Origin of the sequence: Pseudomonas pharyngis, assembly GCF_021602345.1 — a bacterium.
In the GTDB taxonomy this organism is placed as follows: Bacteria; Pseudomonadota; Gammaproteobacteria; order Pseudomonadales; family Pseudomonadaceae; genus Aquipseudomonas; species Aquipseudomonas pharyngis.
This window is the reverse complement of the sequence record NZ_BQID01000009.1, coordinates 174364-191422: the sequence shown is the minus strand read 5'-3', so window position 1 is coordinate 191422 and position 17059 is coordinate 174364. Positions and strand designations below refer to the sequence as shown.

Genomic DNA, 17059 nt, shown 5'->3' with positions numbered 1-17059 from the left:
TTACTGCTGCGGCAGTTCGAGCGGCGACTGGCGCGGGGTTTCCGCTTCAGCCTTCTGTGCCGCTTCGAGGGCGTCGGCTTCTGCCTTGGCCCGTGCGTTGGCGGTTTGCTGCAGAGCGTCCAGCTGTGCCGGTGTCAGCTGTTGCAGACGCAGCATCATGCGCTGTACCAGTTCGCGTTGTGTTTCACGGCGGGCATCGTTGGCTTCCTGGTCGGAACCCACGAGGTTGTTGCCGTCGTGGATGAACACTTTCTGCACTTCAAGCTTGTCGCTCTTGAGCAACAGATCCTTTTCGCCGCGGATATCGTAGGTCAGCACGGTGCTCACCTGATATTCGCCAGTACGACCGGCGCCCGCGTAGCTGAGGATGCGCTGGCTTTCCTGCTCATCGGACAGGTAAAGCTTGTACGGCGCACCGGAAACGACCTTGACGCCGCTGGCCTCCAGCACCTGACGCAGTTGCGTCACGGTTTCGCCGTAGGCGTTTCGGGCGCTCAGATCAAGCTCCTTGATCGAAAGTTCGTTGGTGCCGGTACCACGCAGCTGGAAACCGCAGGCGCTCAACAGGACGGCGAGGCCCATCACCAGCAGATTGCGTTTGATCATTGTGTTGCTCCCCTTGAAACCATGTGGGCCGACTCTGTGGCCCGAAAGGTTTTACTGGGCGTCAGGCACACCTGACGCCCGATCCAATTAGCTGGCGACGATATTGACCAGTTTCCCGGGCACTACGATCACTTTGCGAATCGTCAGGCCGTCAACGAAACGCAGTACGTTCTCGTTGGCACGGGCTGCCGCTTCGACTTCTTCACGGGTCGCGGCGGCCGGCATTTCGATCTGGCCACGCAGCTTGCCGTTGACCTGGATCACCAGGGTCAGGCTGTCCTGAACGAGTGCGCTTTCATCCACCACTGGCCAGCCGGCGTCGATCACAGGGTCGGCGTGGCCCAGTTGATTCCACAGTTCGTGGCAAATGTGCGGGGTGATCGGAGCCAGCAACAGCGTAACGGCTTCCAGACCTTCCTGAACCAGTGCGCGATCCTGTTCGGTGGATTGTGCTGCTTTTTCCAGCACGTTCATCAGCGTCATCACCTGGGCGATGGCGGTGTTGAATTTGTGATTCTGGCCGACGTCATGGCTGGCCTGCTTGATCGCCTGGTGGATCGCGCGACGAACGGCTTTCTGCTCGTCGTTCAGGCCGGCGATGTCCAGTTTGCCCGGCAGGCCCTGAGTGACGTGGGCCTGAGCCAGACGCCAGACGCGCTTGAGGAAGCGGTGCGAACCTTCAACGCCGGAGTCGGACCACGCGGCGCTCATGTCGGGCGGCGAGGCAAACATCATGAACAGGCGGCAGGTGTCCGCGCCGAACTGGTCGATCATCGATTGAGGGTCGACGCCGTTGTTCTTCGACTTGGCCATTTTCTCGGTGCCGCCGATTTCCACCGGCAGACCGTCGGTTTTCAGTCTGGCGCTGGTGACGTTGCCCTTGCCGTCGCGTTCGAGATCGACGTCCGCCGGGTTGAACCAGGTGTAGGCGCCGTTGGCTTCGCGGCGATAGTAAGTCTCGGCAATCACCATGCCTTGAGTCAGCAGGTTCTTGAACGGCTCGTTGGAGCTCACCAGGCCTTCGTCGCGCATCAGCTTGTGGAAGAAACGCGCGTACAGCAGGTGAAGAATGGCGTGTTCAATACCACCGATGTACTGATCCACCGGCAACCAGTGGTCGGCCGCGGATTTTTCCACCAGACCGCCTTCGAAGTGCGGCGAGGCGTAACGGGCGTAGTACCAGGACGACTCGACGAAGGTGTCCATGGTGTCGGTTTCACGCTTGGCAGGCTGACCGCATTTCGGGCAGGTGCACTCGTAGAACTCGGGCATGCGTGCCAGCGGCGAACCGGCGCCGTCCGGCACCACGTCTTCCGGCAGGACGACCGGCAGTTGATCTTCCGGCACCGGCACGTCGCCGCAGGCATCGCAGTGGATGATCGGGATCGGGCAGCCCCAGTAGCGCTGACGGCTGATGCCCCAGTCGCGCAGGCGGAACTGGGTGCGCGAGGCGCCGAGGTTTTTCTTGATCAGGGCGACTTCCATGGCGTCGAACGCGCCAGCGAAGTCCAGACCGTCGAATTCGCCGGAGTTGATCAGCGTGCCGTGCTCGCCGTAGGCGTCTTGCCATGGCGCCGGGTTGGTTTCACCGGAGCTGGTGCGCACCACGGATTTGACCGGCAGGTTGTACTTGTGGGCGAATTCGAAATCGCGCTCGTCGTGCGCCGGCACAGCCATGACCGCGCCGTCGCCGTAGTGCATTAGTACATAGTTGGCGACCCACACCGGCAGTTTTTCGCCGGTCAGCGGGTGCTCGACGAACAGACCGGTCGGCAGGCCTTTCTTCTCTTGAGTGGCGACGTCGGCTTCGGCGACGCTGCCGCCCTTGCATTCGGCGATGAACGCTTGCAGCTCAGGGTTGTTCTTCGCGGCGAGAGCGGCCAGGTGGTGCTCGGCGGCCACGGCAACATAAGTTGCGCCCATCAGGGTGTCCGGACGGGTGGTGAAGACTTTCAGGGTGCCGGTTTCGCCGATCGAGTCGACGTTGTACGGGAACTGCACTTCCATCCCGCGCGACTTGCCGATCCAGTTGCGCTGCATGGTCTTGACCTGCTCAGGCCAGCCGGTCAGTTCGTCGAGGCTCTCCAGCAGCTCATCCGCGTAGGCGGTGATCTTGAAGTAGTACATCGGGATTTCGCGCTTTTCGATCAGCGCGCCGGAACGCCAGCCGCGACCGTCGATCACCTGTTCGTTGGCCAGAACGGTCTGGTCGATCGGGTCCCAGTTCACGGTGCCATTCTTGCGGTAGATCACGCCTTTTTCGAACAGGCGAGTGAACAGCCATTGTTCCCAGCGGTAGTAATCCGGTTTGCAGGTGGTGACTTCCCGCGACCAGTCGACCGCCAGGCCCAGGCTGCGCAGCTGGGATTTCATGTAGGCGATGTTTTCGTAGGTCCACTTGGCCGGGGCCACGTTGTTCTTCATCGCGGCGTTTTCCGCCGGCATGCCGAAGGCGTCCCAACCCATCGGTTGCAGAACGTTCTTGCCGAGCATGCGCTGGTAGCGGGAGATCACGTCGCCGATGGTGTAGTTGCGCACGTGCCCCATGTGTAGCTTGCCGCTGGGGTAAGGGAACATCGACAGGCAGTAGTAGGTTTCCTTGCCTGGCTGTTCACTGACTTCAAAGGACTTTTGCTCGTCCCAGAACGATTGGGCGGCGGCTTCGATTTCACGGGGCTGATATTGTTCGTGCATGGCTACTTTTGTACTGGATAGGGGTGGCCTAATCCTCTTCAATGCGACGTCCCGGGCATGTCGGACGAGCTGGAAGTGGAGTTACAGGAAGCGCCGTAGCATACATGACCGCGCTTGGCCTAGGGAAACCCTGATTGCAGCCGTTTGACCGGCCGAAATCGCGGCGAGGGCCGTTGGTCGCGGCACGCAGCCGGTTTGTGCAGCGAAGCTAAGCTCTAACTGGGGAGTGAGTCTTATCTTCAATGAGGTGAGGGATGGTGGAGTCACAGCAAAAAAACGTTACCAAACCCGAGTTGTACGAGCGGTTGATCGATCGTCTGGGGATGGCCCTGGACGCGGCAAAAACCGCTGGAAGGCTGCGCGACGAGCGCCCCCTGGAGCTGGAATTGCGTGGCTTGAGTCCCGCCGAGTTCAAACTGGTCAAGGCCTATCTGGATCGCAGTGAGCGTGAAACCCACGGATACCTGTCACAAGCAGTGAAACAGCTCGATGCTGCCCATTCGGCCAAGGTCATCTGGCTCAAGGACAAGGCACCCGGCAGAGACGCCGTCAAAGTGCGGACTCTGCAGGCCAAGTAAACGCATGGCAGGTCAAAAAGCGGATCTTTTTCAACGGGATCCGACCCTACTGGTTGTCGCGCTGTATCAACCCACTTAGGCTTCGGGCATCTCTGGAGATGCTCGATGCCTTTTCGTTATTTCATTAAACAACTTCTATTGCCGCCAGGCCTTCTCTTGTTGCTGCTACTCGTCGCCTGGTGGTTGCGACGTTCGCGGCCGCGACTGGCCGGGCTGTGTTTCGCCCTGGGTTTTGGTGGCTTCTTGCTGATGAGTCTGCCGGTGGTCGTGCAATGGGGCGCCAAAGCCCTGGAGCGCGAGCCGCCGCTGGCCCGGGAAGCATGGAAAAGCCTGGCGCAGCGCGCCGATGCGATTGTGGTGCTGGGCTCCGGCCGCGAGCGCGGCGATCTGGCCTGGGGTGAAGATCAACCGACCGGTGTCGGGCTGGAGCGCCAACGTTATGCGGCGCGACTGGCCAAGGCGTCCGGGCTGCCGATTCTGACCAGCGGCGGCCTGCATTACGGTACGCCGCCGACCGAGGCGAAGCTGATGGCGGATTCGCTGCGCGATGACTTCGGCGTGACCGTGCGCTGGCAGGAGGGAGAGAGCCGCACTACGTGGGAGAACGCCGAATTCAGCGCCAAAATGCTGTTGCCGGAAGGCGTCAAACGCATCGTGCTGGTCACCCAGGCCTGGCATATGCCGCGAGCGGTGTGGAGTTATCAACAGGCCGGGTTCGAGGTCGTGCCGGCGCCGGTTGGTTTCCTCGGCACGGACAATGCGCGACCGTTCGGCGGCTGGCTGCCGGAGTTCAAGTCGATCTGGCAGAGCGGGCAGTTGATGAACGAGGCGGTGGGGCAGATCGGCTATTCGCTGTTCTACCGAGGGAATGGCGGCACCGATTGATGCGTTGTCGTTGATGGTGCCTTCGCGAGCAAGCCCGCTCCCACAGTGGTCACCTGTGGGAGCGGGCGATTTCTCAGAGCGTCTTGGACATCCGGTTGGTCATCAGCGCCCAGCCGAACAGCACCACACACAGGATGATCAGCGGCCACGAGCGCCATTGCAGATACGGCGTCAGGTTGTGCATCGGCACCACTTCGCCGTAGAGCACGCCCTGCTCGAACTGCGGAATTCGCTCGGTGATCTGGCCAAACGGGTTGATCAGCCCGGTCACGCCGTTGTTGGTCGCGCGAATCATCCAGCGTCCGGCTTCAAGCGCGCGCATCTGCGCCATTTGCAGGTGTTGCAGCGGGCCGATCGACGTACCGAACCAGGTGTCGTTGCTGATCGTCAGCAGCAGATCGCTGCGTGCCGCCAGGCCTGCGGCGAATTCCGGATACACCACTTCGTAGCAGATGAACGGCGCGATCTGGTAGCCCTTCGCTTGCAACAGCGCCTGATCGGCAGGGCCGCGGGCGAAGTCGGACATCGGCAGGTCGAAGAACGCGATCAGCCCGCGCAGGATGTCCTGCAACGGTACGTATTCGCCGAACGGCACCAGTTTCTGCTTCAGATAAGTGCCATCGCCTTCGCCGACTACGGTGATGCCGTTGAAGAAGCGTTTTTCGTGACGGACCATTTCGCGGATAGGCACGCCGGTGATCAGCGCCGATTTACGCTCGGCGGCGAAGTTGCCCATCATGGTCAGGTAGCCCTCGGCGGACTCCTTGAGCACCGGCACGGCGGTTTCCGGCCAGATCAAAAGATCCACCGGTTTGGAGCGGAAACTCAGATCGCGGTACAGCGCCAGTTGCGCATTGAGTTCGGCCGGGTCCCATTTCATGCTTTGCGCGACGTTCCCCTGGATGGCGGCAACGGTCAGCGGCGCGCCGGCCGGGCTGGTCCAGGCATGGCCCTTGAGCGCAATGCCCGCCGCCCACGGCCCGATCAGCAATACCAGGCCGGCAGCGATGAAGGCTTTGCGGCGGGTTTGCAGCAGGCGCGGTGCGTTGTAGATCAGTGCAGCGGTCAGTGCGAGGACGAACGACACCAGCCACATGCCGCCCACCGGCGCGAGTCCGGCCAACGGGCCATCGAGCTGGCTGTAACCGGAATACAGCCACGGAAAACCGGTGAGGAACCAGCCGCGGAAAGCTTCCTGGCCTACCCATAGCGCCGCAAATGCAAGGGCGTCGGCCACCGGCGCTTCGTTACGCCGCAACCAGCGCGCCCAGAGCCAGGCGGGCAGGGCGAAGAACCAGGCAATGGCCGCCGTGAAGATCAGCATCAGGAAACCGGCCAGCAGCACCGAGGCTCCGCCGAAGTGGTGGATGCTGTAATAGATCCAGCTGGTGCCGGCGCCGAACAGGCCGAAACCGAAGCACCAGCCACGACCCAGTGCCTGACGCGGGCTCAGCTCGCGCAGGCCGGCGTAGAACAGGCCGACCGCCAGCAAGGCCAGCGGCCAGAGATCGAACGGTGCCAGAGCGAAGGTGGTGATTGCACCGGCCGCCACGGCCAGCAGGTTACCGGGCCAGCCGGGGCGGGTTGTCCAGCGCATTTCAGTCCTTAAATTTACCGGGCGATTGGCGTGAGTCGCAGCAAGTGAATCCGACGGCTGTCGGCGTTCAGGATGCGGAAGCGATAGGCGCCGATTTCAGTGATTTCGTTGCGTTTTGGCAAGTGCCCGAACGCGCTCATCACCAGCCCGCCGACGGTGTCGAACTCGTCGTCGGAGAATTCGCTGTCGAAGAACTCGTTGAAGTTTTCGATCGGCGTCAGGGCCTTGATCAGGAAATCACCGCTGGGCAGCGGCTTGATGTAGCTGTCTTCTTCGACGTCGTGTTCGTCTTCGATGTCGCCGACGATCTGCTCGAGCACGTCTTCGATGGTCACCAGACCGGCCACACCGCCGTATTCGTCGATCACGATGGCCATGTGGTTGTGGTTGGCGCGGAATTCGCGCAGCAACACGTTCAGGCGCTTGGACTCCGGCACGAAGGTGGCCGGGCGCAGCAGGTCCTTGATGTTGAAGCTGTCGCCGTTCTCCTTGAGGATCAGTGGCAGCAGATCCTTGGCCAGCAGCACGCCCATCACGTCGTCATGGCTTTCGCCGATGACCGGGTAGCGCGAGTGGGCCGAGTCGACCACGGCGGGGAGGAATTCGCGGGGTGTCTGGGTCGCCTTGATGCTGATCATCTGCGAGCGCGGCACCATGATGTCGCGAACCTGCAGGTCAGCCACCTGGATGGCGCCTTCGACGATGGCCAGCGCTTCGCTGTCCAGCAGTTTGTTCTGATGTGCATCGCGCAGCAGCTCCAGCAGCTCCTGGCGGTTCTTCGGCTCGTGGGCAAAAGCCTGGGTCAGTTTACCCAGCCATGACTTTTGCCCGTTGCTCGATCGATCTTCGCTCATAGCGATTACTCTGAATCCTTTGTTGTAACAGTAGGGGATGTTTCGGTTTCGTCGTCCGCGTACGGATCGGGATAACCCAATTCGGCAAGCAACTCGCGTTCCAGTGCTTCCATTTCCTCGGCTTCCTCGTCATCTATATGGTCGTAACCCAGCAGATGCAAGCAGCCGTGAATGACCAGATGTGCCCAGTGGGCCTTTAGTTCCTTGCCCTGTTCGGCGGCTTCGCGCTCGACCACGGCCACGCAGATCACCAGATCGCCCAGCAGCGGGATGTCGAGAAACTCGTCGGGCACTTCGGCGGGAAAGGACAGCACGTTGGTCGCGTAATCCTTGTGCCGCCAGGTGTGGTTCAGTTCGCGGCCTTCTTCCTCGTCGACCAGACGAATGGTCATTTCCGAGTCGGCGGTGCGCTGACGCAAGGCCAGTTCGCACCATTGGCGGAACTCGGCTTCAGTCGGCGCAGACGCTTCGGTCGCGATTTGCAGGTCAAGCTCAAGCATCGTGGCGAGTGTCCTTTGGCGCTTCGTCGGCCAAGCGCGTCTCGAAGCGCTCGTAGGCTTCGACGATGCGTTGCACCAACGGGTGGCGCACCACGTCTTTGGGCTGGAAGTGCGTGAAGCTGATACCCGGCACATCTTTCAGAACTTCGATGACGTGATGAAGTCCGGATTTGGTGCCGCGTGGCAGGTCGACCTGGGTGATGTCGCCGGTAATCACGGCAGTGGAGCCGAAACCGATCCGGGTCAGGAACATCTTCATCTGCTCGACGGTGGTGTTCTGGCTCTCATCGAGAATGATGAAGCTGTTGTTCAGCGTGCGACCGCGCATGTAGGCCAGTGGCGCGACTTCGATCACCTGACGCTCGATCAGCTTGGCCACGTATTCGAAGCCGAGCATCTCGTACAGCGCGTCGTAGAGCGGGCGCAGGTACGGGTCGATCTTTTGCGACAGGTCGCCGGGCAGGAAACCGAGTTTTTCACCCGCTTCGACCGCCGGACGCACCAGCAGGATGCGACGGATCTGTTCACGCTCCAGCGCATCCACCGCGCAGGCGACAGCCAGATAGGTCTTGCCGGTACCGGCCGGGCCGATGCCGAAGTTGATGTCGTTGCCGAGGATTTCCTTCACGTAGCGCAGCTGATTCAAGCCGCGTGGGCGAATCATGCCTTTCTTGGTGCGCAGGGCGACGGAGGCTTCGGCGGGGGCGGGGTTGTCCAGTTGCTCGACGGCCGATTCCTGGAGGAACAGGTGAACCGTATCCGGCGACAGCTCTGAACCCTTGGTTTCCCGGTACAGGCGGCGAATCAGGTTTTCCGCGGAAGTGGTGTGCTTGGGCTCGCCGATCAGCTCGAACTGATTACCGCGGTTGCGGATCTCGATGGCCAGGCGCTGTTCGATCAGCCGCAGGTGCTCGTCGAACTGCCCGCACAGATTGGCGAAGCGGCGAGCCTCAAAGGGCTCGAGAATGAAACGATGTGGTTCGATGGGTGCGTTCAAGGTCGTATTTAGCCGCCCTGGGGCAATTAGGATGAATTGAAGGATAACGCCAGCGGCGTGGGTGCGAAAGCTCTTAAATGGATGAGCCTGTTCTCAAGATCCAGGCCGGTCCATTGTGGGAGCGAGCCTGCTCGCGATGGCCACGCCACGGTTGACTTGGTAAACCGCGTCATCGTTCATCGCGAGCAGGCTCGCTCCCACAGTTGAACAAAGGGTGTTACTGGATCAGCGAGCCGCGCAGCGAGTGCGGTTGCGCCGCGTCGATGTGCACGTCGGCGAATTGGCCGATCAGGGTCGGATTATCGCAGCGGAAGTTGACGATACGGTTATTCTCGGTGCGCCCTTGCAGTTCGCCCGGGTCTTTCTTCGAATAATCGGTCACCAGGATCCGCTGGATCGAACCGACCATTTGTCGGCTGATCTCGAACCCTTGCTGATTCAAACGCTGCTGCAAGGCGTTCAGGCGTTCTTTCTTCAGTTCTTCCGGGGTGTCGTCGGCCAGATCGGCGGCCGGGGTGCCCGGGCGCTGGCTGTAGACGAACGAGTAGGAAAAGTCGAAACCGACGTCGGCAATCAGCTTCATGGTCTGTTCGAAGTCTTTCTCGGTTTCCCCCGGGAAGCCGACGATGAAGTCCGAGCTGATGCAGATCCCCGGTACGGCGGCGCGCAATTTGCGCAGCTTGGATTTGTACTCCAGCGCCGTGTGGTTGCGCTTCATCGCGGCCAGGATCCGGTCCGAACCCGACTGCACCGGCAAGTGCAGGTGCTTGACCAGTTCCGGCACTTCGGCGTGGGCCTGGATCAGGCTGTCGGAGAACTCCAGCGGGTGCGAAGTGGTGTAGCGTATGCGGTCGATGCCGTCGACCGCCGCGACCACACGGATCAATTCCGCCAGATCCGCCAGGCGACCGTCGTGGGTCAGCCCGCGATAGCCGTTGACGTTCTGCCCCAGCAGGGTCACTTCACGCACGCCGTTTTCGGCCAGGTGGATGATCTCGGCGATCACGTCGTCGAACGGGCGGCTGACTTCTTCGCCGCGGGTGTAAGGCACCACGCAGAACGTGCAGTACTTGCTGCAGCCTTCCATCACCGACACGTAGGCGCTGGGGCCGTCGATGCGCGGCTCGGGCAGGTGGTCGAATTTTTCGATTTCCGGGAACGAGACGTCGACTTGCGGCAGCTTGCTGATGCGCGCGGCGTCGATCATTTCCGGCAGGCGGTGCAGGGTCTGCGGGCCGAACACCACGTCGACGTACGGGGCGCGATCACGGATCGCCGCGCCCTCCTGGCTGGCCACGCAACCGCCGACGGCGATCACCATGTCCGGGTTCGCCAGTTTCAGTTCGCGCCAGCGGCCGAGCTGGGAGTACACCCGGTCCTGGGCGCGTTCGCGGATCGAGCAGGTGTTGAGCAGAATCACGTCGGCATCTTCGGCGCGCGCCGTGACTTCCAGGGCCTGGTGTTCGCCCAGCAGATCGACCATGCGCGAGCTGTCGTACTCGTTCATCTGGCAACCGTGGGTTTCGATGTAAAGCTTCTTGGCCATGGAATAGGGTCGTCACGTGGTTCAAAGAACCGCGCATTATAGGGAACATGTCCCCAGGTTCCTACCGCTGCGCGTCCGGTGGCTATGCTATAGTTCGCGCCCTCATTTTTTACCCCGATGCTGTCTGCCCGCCATGACCAAACGCGAAGCTCCAATCTACAAGGTGATTTTCCTCAACCAGGGCCAGGTGTTCGAAATGTACGCCAAGCAGATCTATCAAAGTGATCTGTGGGGCTTCCTGGAAGTGGAAGAGTTCGTCTTTGGCGAGCGCACGCAAGTGGTCGTCGACCCGAGCGAAGAAAAGCTCAAGGCGCAGTTCGAAGGTGTGGTGCGCAGCTTTGTGCCGATGCACTCGATCGTGCGTATTGACGAGGTCGAGCGACTGGGAACGCCGAAGATCAGCGAAGCCCGTGGCGGCGTTGGTAACGTGATGCCGTTTCCGATGCCGATGCCTGAGAAGTAAACCGTAAGACCGAGTCGCCTCATTCGCGAGCAAGCCCGCTCCCACAGGGGAATGCAATCCAATGTGGGAGCGGGCTTGCTCGCGAAGAGGCCAGAAAAATCTATAGAGAAATCAGGGAAGGGGCGAGAACGGCGTACGCCCGTCGGCGCTTTGCAGTTCCATCAGGTATTTACGGAAAATTTGCCCGAGCACCTGGGTCGCGGTTTCGAGATCTTCGCGGGACATTTTTTCGGAGACTTCGTCGGCGGTGTCCAGTGCATCTTCTGCGCCGTTGACCGCCGCCATCTTCAGCACAATGTACGCCTGAATGTTGTTGGCCTGCACGCCTTCGCCGTGGAAGAACATGGTGCCGAGCTTGAACTGCGCCTGGGCATGGCCCTGCAGCGAGGCCTTTTCGAAATAGCTCAGGGCTTGATTGAGGTCGCGCGGCGCATTCTTGCCGTCGTAGTAGAACTCACCCAACTCGTATTGCGCTTGCGCATCCCCTTCATCCGCTGCCTTTTGGCAGGCGGCGAGGGCCTGCGTGACATCTTGCGGCTGAGTATTGAGGGTGCAGCGACCCATCGCCGGGATCAACAACGAGTTGCCGCCTGCTTGTGCATGTGCGAGCAGCGGCTGAAGGAGCAACAGGCAGCCCAAGGCAAGGGTGCGGCCGGTGCGGTTCATGGGAATCGACTTACCTCTGAAGGGCGCGCGGACCCGTCGAGGGATCCAATAAGCGCGCATTATGAAATAAGCAGGGCCATCCTTACAAAGTCTTTACTCGATTTTCTGCTGCGCGGGAAATATATCGCCCACTTTATGGGAGATTTTTGGCAGGCGTGTCGGAAAAGGCGTGCAGATGTAGGAGAACGCTGACGCTGGCAATGGCCAACGTCAGCGGCGGGGCGTTTTACTTCAACTTGGCGAAGGCGCGTTCGGCGGCGTCAAGGGTCAGTTTCAGCTCGGCTTCGCCATGGGCGATCGAGGTGAAACCGGCTTCGAAGGCGCTCGGTGCCAGGTACACGCCACCTTCCAGCATCAGGTGGAAGAAGCGGCCGAACAGCGCTGCATCGCTGGCCATCACGTCTTCAAACGTAACAATGTCGTCGGCACCGCTGAAGTACAGACCGAACATGCCGCCCGCCTGGGTGGTCACGAACGGAATGCCGGCGGCATCGGCGCGCTGTTGCAGGCCGTCGAGCAGGCGCGTGGTGTAGTCGGTCAGTTCGGCGTGGAAGCCCGGACGGCTGATCAGGCGCAGGGTGGTCAGGCCGGCGGCCATCGCCAGCGGGTTACCCGACAGGGTGCCCGCCTGATAGACCGGGCCCAGCGGTGCGATGCGTTCCATGATCGAGCGTTTGCCGCCGAAACAGCCGACCGGCATGCCGCCACCGATGATTTTGCCGAAGGTGGTCAGGTCCGGGGTTACGCCGTAGTAGGCCTGGGCACCGCCGAGGGCGACGCGGAAACCGGTCATCACTTCGTCGAAAATCAGCACCACGCCGTGCTTATCGCACAGGCTGCGCAGGCCTTCGAGGAAACCCGGCGCCGGCGGTACGCAGTTCATGTTGCCGGCCACTGGCTCGACGATGATGCACGCCACGTCCTTACCGACTTCGGCGAGCATTTTTTCAACCGCGTCGATGTCGTTGAACGGCAGGGTCAGGGTGTGTTTGGCGAACGCCGCCGGCACTCCGGCCGAGCTTGGTACGCCTTGGGTCAGTGCGCCAGAGCCGGCCTTGACCAGCAGGCTGTCGGAGTGACCGTGGTAGCAGCCTTCGAACTTGATGATGCTGTCGCGGCCGGTGAAGCCACGGGCCAGACGGATCGCGCTCATGGTCGCTTCGGTGCCGGAGCTGACCATGCGCACCATCTCCATCGACGGCACCAGCGAGCAGACCAGGTCGGCCATCTCGGTTTCCATCGCGGTCGGCGCGCCGTAGGACAGGCCGTGCTGCAACTGGTTACGCACTGCGTCCAGCACGTCCGGGTGGCTGTGGCCGAGGATCATCGGGCCCCAGGAGCCGACGTAATCCACATAACGCTTGTCGTCTTCGTCAGTGACGTAGGCGCCTTCGGCGTGCTTGAAGAACAGCGGCGTGCCGCCAACGCTCTTGAACGCGCGCACCGGCGAGTTCACGCCACCGGGAATGTGTTTCTGGGCGTTGGCAAACAGGGTTTCGGAACGAGACATGATCGGGCTCTCAGACTTTTAATAATTCATTGAAGGCGCGGGCGCGGCGGGTCACTTCGGCGCTGCTGTCGGCGCCGAACAGGCCATGGACCACGGCCAGCAGATCGACACCGTGGGCCACCAATGGCGCAGCGTTGTCGAGGGTGATGCCGCCGATCGCGCAGATCGGCAGGTGCAGGGTGCGCTTGGCTTCGTCGAGCAGATCGAGGCTGCAACTCGGTGCACCGGGTTTGGTGTTGGAATTGAAGAACCGACCGAAGGCGACATAACTCGCGCCTTCCCTGGCGGCCTGTTCGGCCAGTTCCAGCTGTGCGTGGCAGGTCGAACCGATGATCGCCTTGGAGCCGAGCAGGGCGCGGGTCGGCGACAGCGGGCCGTCGGTCTGGCCCAGGTGCACGCCGACGTTCAGGCGCGCGGCCAGTTCGGCGTCATCGTTGATGATCAATTGCGTCTTGTAGCGCTCGCACAGATCGCGCAGGGCTTGGGCCTCACGCAGACGGCGGGCCTCGTCGCTGCTCTTGTCGCGGTATTGCAGCAGGGTGACGCCGCCTTCCAGCGCCGCCTCCACGTAGGACAGAAACTTGCCGGCCAGCAACTGGCTGTCGGTGATGGCATACAGGCCACGTAGTTTCATCGCGCAGACCTCAGGCTCGGAACATCAGGAACAGAAATCCAGCGGCAGACGACGCGGCACGAACTGGCCTTTGCCCAGCTGTTCGGCATCGCGCAGGGTGCGCCAGGTGTAATCCAGCGCAGTACGCACGGCGCTGGCAAGGTTTTCGCCCAGTGCCAGGCGGCCGGCGAGGGTGCTGGCCAGGGTGCAGCCGGAACCGTGATAGCTGCCGGGCAGGCGCTGGCACTTGAAGGTTTCGCGCAGCCCATCACGGCTGTACAGGCGGTTGTGGATTTCAGTTTCGTCGCCGTGACCGCCGGTGATCAGCAGGTTCTTGATGAACGGCAGAAGTTTTTCAGCGCACTCGTCTGCGGTGCCTTCCGGCAGTTCGGCAAGAATCCGGGCTTCGGGAAGGTTGGGGGTGGCGATGATCGACAGCGGCAGCAGGCGTTCGCGCATGGCGTAGCCGACTTCGTCCTTGCCCAGGCGTCCGCCGCCGCCGGCACGCAGCACCGGGTCGCAGACCACTGGCAAGTGCGGGTGCGCCTGAAGCAGTTCGACGACGGTGTCGACCATTTCCAGGGAACCGAGCATGCCCAGTTTCACCGCCGCGACTTCGGAGTCGTTGAGCACGGCATTGGCCTGGGCCAGTACCCACTCACGGTCGAGGACGCGAAAGTCGGTGACGTTGACGGTGTCTTGCACGGTCAGGGCGGTGACGGCCGGAGCCGCATGGCAACCCTGAGCGAGCAGGGCTTCGATATCTGCCTGCAGGCCGGCGCCACCACTGGGGTCGTGGCCGGAGAGACAGAGGACAACGGGGCGTGAGCTGTAGATATTCATGGTGCGCGAGCTTACCACCAAACCTGTTTTGCGGGTGTTGTGGCGCAGTGCGCGGCCGATAACACGGGTAGCGAGATCCACAGCGCTTGCCACAATCTGACCGAGTCAACAGCTCTAGCCCGGTGTTTTGCTCTGGAACGCCCGTTCTAGAGCCTTTGTGGGAAAAATTTCCATGGTGCTCAATGGCCATCAACGGCTATGCTAGAGTGGATCCAAACCAATAACAGGTAATACCGGTTTTACGTCATCTCAAAGGGAATGGGGGGCTTCCTGACACAACCGGCCAAGCCACGCTGGGGCTTCAATGCGCTATTTGTTGATGTTGCTGTTCTGCTTGCCCCTCCTGGCAAGCGCCGTCGAGTTCGACGAGTTCACCCAGAGCCTCCCGCTGGGTCGATCCCTGCAAGTGTTCGAAGACCCGAGCGGTCAGGCGAGCATTGCCGACGTCCGCGCGCAAGCCGCCGCCGGAAACTTCAAACCCCATGACAAAGCCACGCTCAATGCCGGTTATTCGCGCTCGGCGTTCTGGCTGAAGATCGACCTGCATTACCGCCCGACCAACCCGTCGGCACAACGCAGTTGGCTGCTGGAACTGGCGTATCCACCGCTCGACCATCTCGACCTGTATCTGCCCGATGCGGCCGGCGACTACCGTCTGGTGCGGCAGACCGGGGACGCCTTGCCGTTCGCCAGTCGAGAGATCCGCCAGAACAATTACCTGTTCGACCTGGCGTTCAAGCCGGATCAGCAACGAACCGTTTACCTGCGGTTGTCCAGCGAAGGCTCGATTCAGGCGCCGGTGACGTTGTGGTCGAGCACTGCGTACCTCGAAGACCAGCCGGTGCGCCTGTACGTGCTGGGGATCATTTATGGCGTGCTGCTGGGGATGCTGGTCTACAACCTGTTCATCTACCTCAGCGTGCGCGACACCAGTTACCTCTATTACATCTTCTATATCGCCTCGTTCGGCCTTTATCAGCTGTCGGTCAACGGCGCGGCGGTCGAGTATTTCTGGCCGGACAACCCATGGTGGGCCAACGCCGCCACGCCGTTCTTCATCGGATGTGCGGGGTTGTTCGGCAGCCAGTTCGCCCGCAGTTTCCTGCAGACGAAGAACCACAGCCGTTGGCTCGATCGTCTGCTGATCGCCTTGATTGTTTTTGGTGCCGTGGTGATCGGTCTGTCGTTGATGACCAGTTATGGCCTGGCCCTGCGTCTGGCGACGACCCTGGCACTGACCTTCACCGTGGTGATCTTCGCCGCCGGGATCCTCGCCTGGTGGCGCGGTCTGCGGGTGGCGCGCTATTTCATCATTGCCTGGTCGGCGTTCCTGATCGGCGGCATCGTCAACACCATGATGGTGCTGGGCCTGCTGCCGAATGTGTTCCTGACCATGTACGCCAGCCAGATCGGTTCGGCCATCGAAGTGGCGCTGCTGTCACTGGCGCTGGCCGACCGCATCAACGCCATGCGCGAACAACAGGCGCAGACCCTGTTCGACGCCGGCCAGAAACTTGAAGTGCTGAACCAGCAATTGGCCCACAGCAACAAGCTCAAGGACGAATTCCTCGCGACCCTGACCCACGAACTGCGCACGCCGATGAACGGGGTGATCGGTTCGCTGGAGCTGATGCAGACCGTCGAGCTCGATCCGGAACTGGAGCAATACCAGCAGACCGCCGCCGGTTCGGCGCGGGACATGATGCGCATGGTCAACGGCATCCTGACCCTGACCGAATTGCAGGCCGGCAAGCTCAAGGCCACGCCGGGCAGTTTCAGCCTGCGCGGGGTGGTCGAGGCGTTGCGGATTCAGTTCGATGGCAACGCCTCGAGCAAGTCGCTGGACTTCAAGGTCGATGTGCTGCCGACCCTGCCGGATCGCCTGCATGGCGACAGCGCCAAACTCGCGCAATGCCTGGAATGCCTGCTGGACAACGCGATCAAGTTCACCCGCGTCGGCGGCCTCGCCTTGCGGGTCACCGGCAAACCGTCGACGGACAATCGCCTGGCACTGTCCTTCGCGGTGATCGACACCGGCATCGGTTTTACCGATCTGGGCGAGGCGACGATGTATCAGCGGTTCTTCCAGCTCGACGGTTCGATGACCCGCGAATATGGCGGGCTGGGCGTCGGTCTGGCGATCTGCCGTCAATTGGTGGAATTGCTCGGTGGCAAGCTCACACACCGCTCCGAACCGGGGAGTGGCAGCCGCTTTCAACTGGATGTCGAGTTTGAGTTGCCGGAAGTGGAAGCTGTGCCCGCGTTCAGCCGCGACACCGTGCGTGCGCCGCAGGATTGCACCGTGCTGCTGGTGGACGACAACAGCGTCAACCAACTGGTGATGCGAGGCATGTTGCTCAAGCTCGGTTTCCGCGTACGCACCGCCGACCACGGCGCGGCGGCGCTCGACTGCTTGCAGCGCGAGCGTTTCGATGCCGTGCTGATCGATTGCCAGTTGCCGCCGCTGGATGGAGCATCGCTGTGTTGCCAGATTCGTGACCTGCCGGGATGCGCTCATCTACCGGTGTTCATGATCGCGCTGGGGGCGGATCGCGAGCATTGCGCGTCGGGTGGTTCGATCGATTACCTGAGCAAACCGGTGAAATTCGAGGATCTGCAGGTTGCGATGCAGCGGCGGGTGTTGAGTTGCTGATAGGGTGAAAGCGCCGGCATTTAGGCCGATATGACACTTTGATCGGTTCCGGGG

Annotated in this window: 15 protein-coding genes; 4 read left to right on the top strand and 11 right to left on the bottom strand. The window is 61.6% G+C overall.

Features of this window, described 5'->3' with window-relative positions; genetic code table 11:
* Together L6D74_RS19585 and leuS are read right to left on the bottom strand one after the other, a co-directional pair.
* The gene (locus tag L6D74_RS19585; protein WP_064599662.1) at positions 1-606 is read right to left on the bottom strand and encodes an LPS-assembly lipoprotein LptE; all 606 of its coding nucleotides are present in this window, start codon (positions 604-606) and stop codon (positions 1-3) included.
* An 87-nt stretch (positions 607-693) separates the two neighbouring features.
* The gene (gene leuS / locus L6D74_RS19580) at positions 694-3300 is read right to left on the bottom strand and encodes a leucine--tRNA ligase (RefSeq protein ID WP_064599659.1); all 2607 of its coding nucleotides are present in this window, start codon (positions 3298-3300) and stop codon (positions 694-696) included.
* Between the two features lie 254 nt (positions 3301-3554).
* Between leuS and L6D74_RS19575 the strand changes: the two genes are divergently transcribed.
* Positions 3555-3878 (top strand): hypothetical protein, encoded by a 324-nt coding sequence (locus L6D74_RS19575; protein ID WP_039771843.1) that lies wholly within the window; start codon positions 3555-3557, stop codon positions 3876-3878.
* A 105-nt stretch (positions 3879-3983) separates the two neighbouring features.
* A complete protein-coding gene (locus L6D74_RS19570; protein ID WP_236190101.1) occupies positions 3984-4763 on the top strand; it encodes a YdcF family protein in 780 nt (259 codons plus the stop codon).
* 73 nt (positions 4764-4836) lie between these two features.
* Here the strand turns inward: L6D74_RS19570 and lnt are convergent, their stop codons facing one another.
* The 5 genes from lnt to miaB form a co-directional block, all read right to left on the bottom strand.
* On the bottom strand, positions 4837-6360 hold the full coding sequence (gene lnt, locus L6D74_RS19565) for an apolipoprotein N-acyltransferase (RefSeq protein ID WP_039771840.1): 1524 nt from the start codon (positions 6358-6360) through the stop codon (positions 4837-4839).
* Positions 6361-6374: 14 nt separating this feature from the next.
* The gene (locus L6D74_RS19560; RefSeq protein WP_007909641.1) at positions 6375-7214 is read right to left on the bottom strand and encodes an HlyC/CorC family transporter; all 840 of its coding nucleotides are present in this window, start codon (positions 7212-7214) and stop codon (positions 6375-6377) included.
* Between the two features lie 5 nt (positions 7215-7219).
* Positions 7220-7714, bottom strand: a complete 495-nt coding sequence (gene ybeY / locus L6D74_RS19555; RefSeq protein ID WP_007958682.1) for an rRNA maturation RNase YbeY — start codon at positions 7712-7714, stop codon at positions 7220-7222.
* Entirely contained in the window at positions 7707-8711 is a 1005-nt protein-coding gene (locus L6D74_RS19550) for a PhoH family protein (protein ID WP_064382170.1), read from the bottom strand. Before L6D74_RS19550 ends, ybeY begins: the two co-directional genes overlap by 8 nt.
* Before the next feature lie 217 nt (positions 8712-8928).
* Positions 8929-10257 (bottom strand): tRNA (N6-isopentenyl adenosine(37)-C2)-methylthiotransferase MiaB, encoded by a 1329-nt coding sequence (gene miaB / locus L6D74_RS19545; protein ID WP_236190100.1) that lies wholly within the window; start codon positions 10255-10257, stop codon positions 8929-8931.
* Positions 10258-10390: 133 nt separating this feature from the next.
* Between miaB and L6D74_RS19540 the strand changes: the two genes are divergently transcribed.
* The gene (locus L6D74_RS19540; protein WP_027617776.1) at positions 10391-10720 is read left to right on the top strand and encodes a DUF1820 family protein; all 330 of its coding nucleotides are present in this window, start codon (positions 10391-10393) and stop codon (positions 10718-10720) included.
* Between the two features lie 111 nt (positions 10721-10831).
* On the opposite strand, the gene L6D74_RS19535 is transcribed toward L6D74_RS19540, so the two are convergent.
* From L6D74_RS19535 to L6D74_RS19520, 4 genes are all read right to left on the bottom strand, one after another.
* Positions 10832-11386, bottom strand: coding sequence for a tetratricopeptide repeat protein (locus L6D74_RS19535; RefSeq protein ID WP_003228518.1), 555 nt, complete (start codon positions 11384-11386; stop codon positions 10832-10834).
* A 226-nt stretch (positions 11387-11612) separates the two neighbouring features.
* Positions 11613-12896, bottom strand: a complete 1284-nt coding sequence (gene hemL / locus L6D74_RS19530; protein ID WP_236190099.1) for a glutamate-1-semialdehyde 2,1-aminomutase — start codon at positions 12894-12896, stop codon at positions 11613-11615.
* Between the two features lie 10 nt (positions 12897-12906).
* Positions 12907-13530 (bottom strand): thiamine phosphate synthase, encoded by a 624-nt coding sequence (gene thiE / locus L6D74_RS19525; RefSeq protein ID WP_236190098.1) that lies wholly within the window; start codon positions 13528-13530, stop codon positions 12907-12909.
* Between the two features lie 24 nt (positions 13531-13554).
* Positions 13555-14352 carry a hydroxymethylpyrimidine/phosphomethylpyrimidine kinase gene (locus L6D74_RS19520; RefSeq protein WP_039771996.1) on the bottom strand — a complete coding sequence of 266 codons (798 nt, stop codon included), beginning with the start codon at positions 14350-14352 and terminating at the stop codon, positions 13555-13557.
* Between the two features lie 304 nt (positions 14353-14656).
* Here L6D74_RS19520 and L6D74_RS19515 point away from each other — a divergent pair, with 304 nt between their 5' ends.
* Positions 14657-17005 (top strand): hybrid sensor histidine kinase/response regulator, encoded by a 2349-nt coding sequence (locus L6D74_RS19515; protein WP_236190096.1) that lies wholly within the window; start codon positions 14657-14659, stop codon positions 17003-17005.
* The last annotated feature ends 54 nt before the right edge of the window (positions 17006-17059 follow it).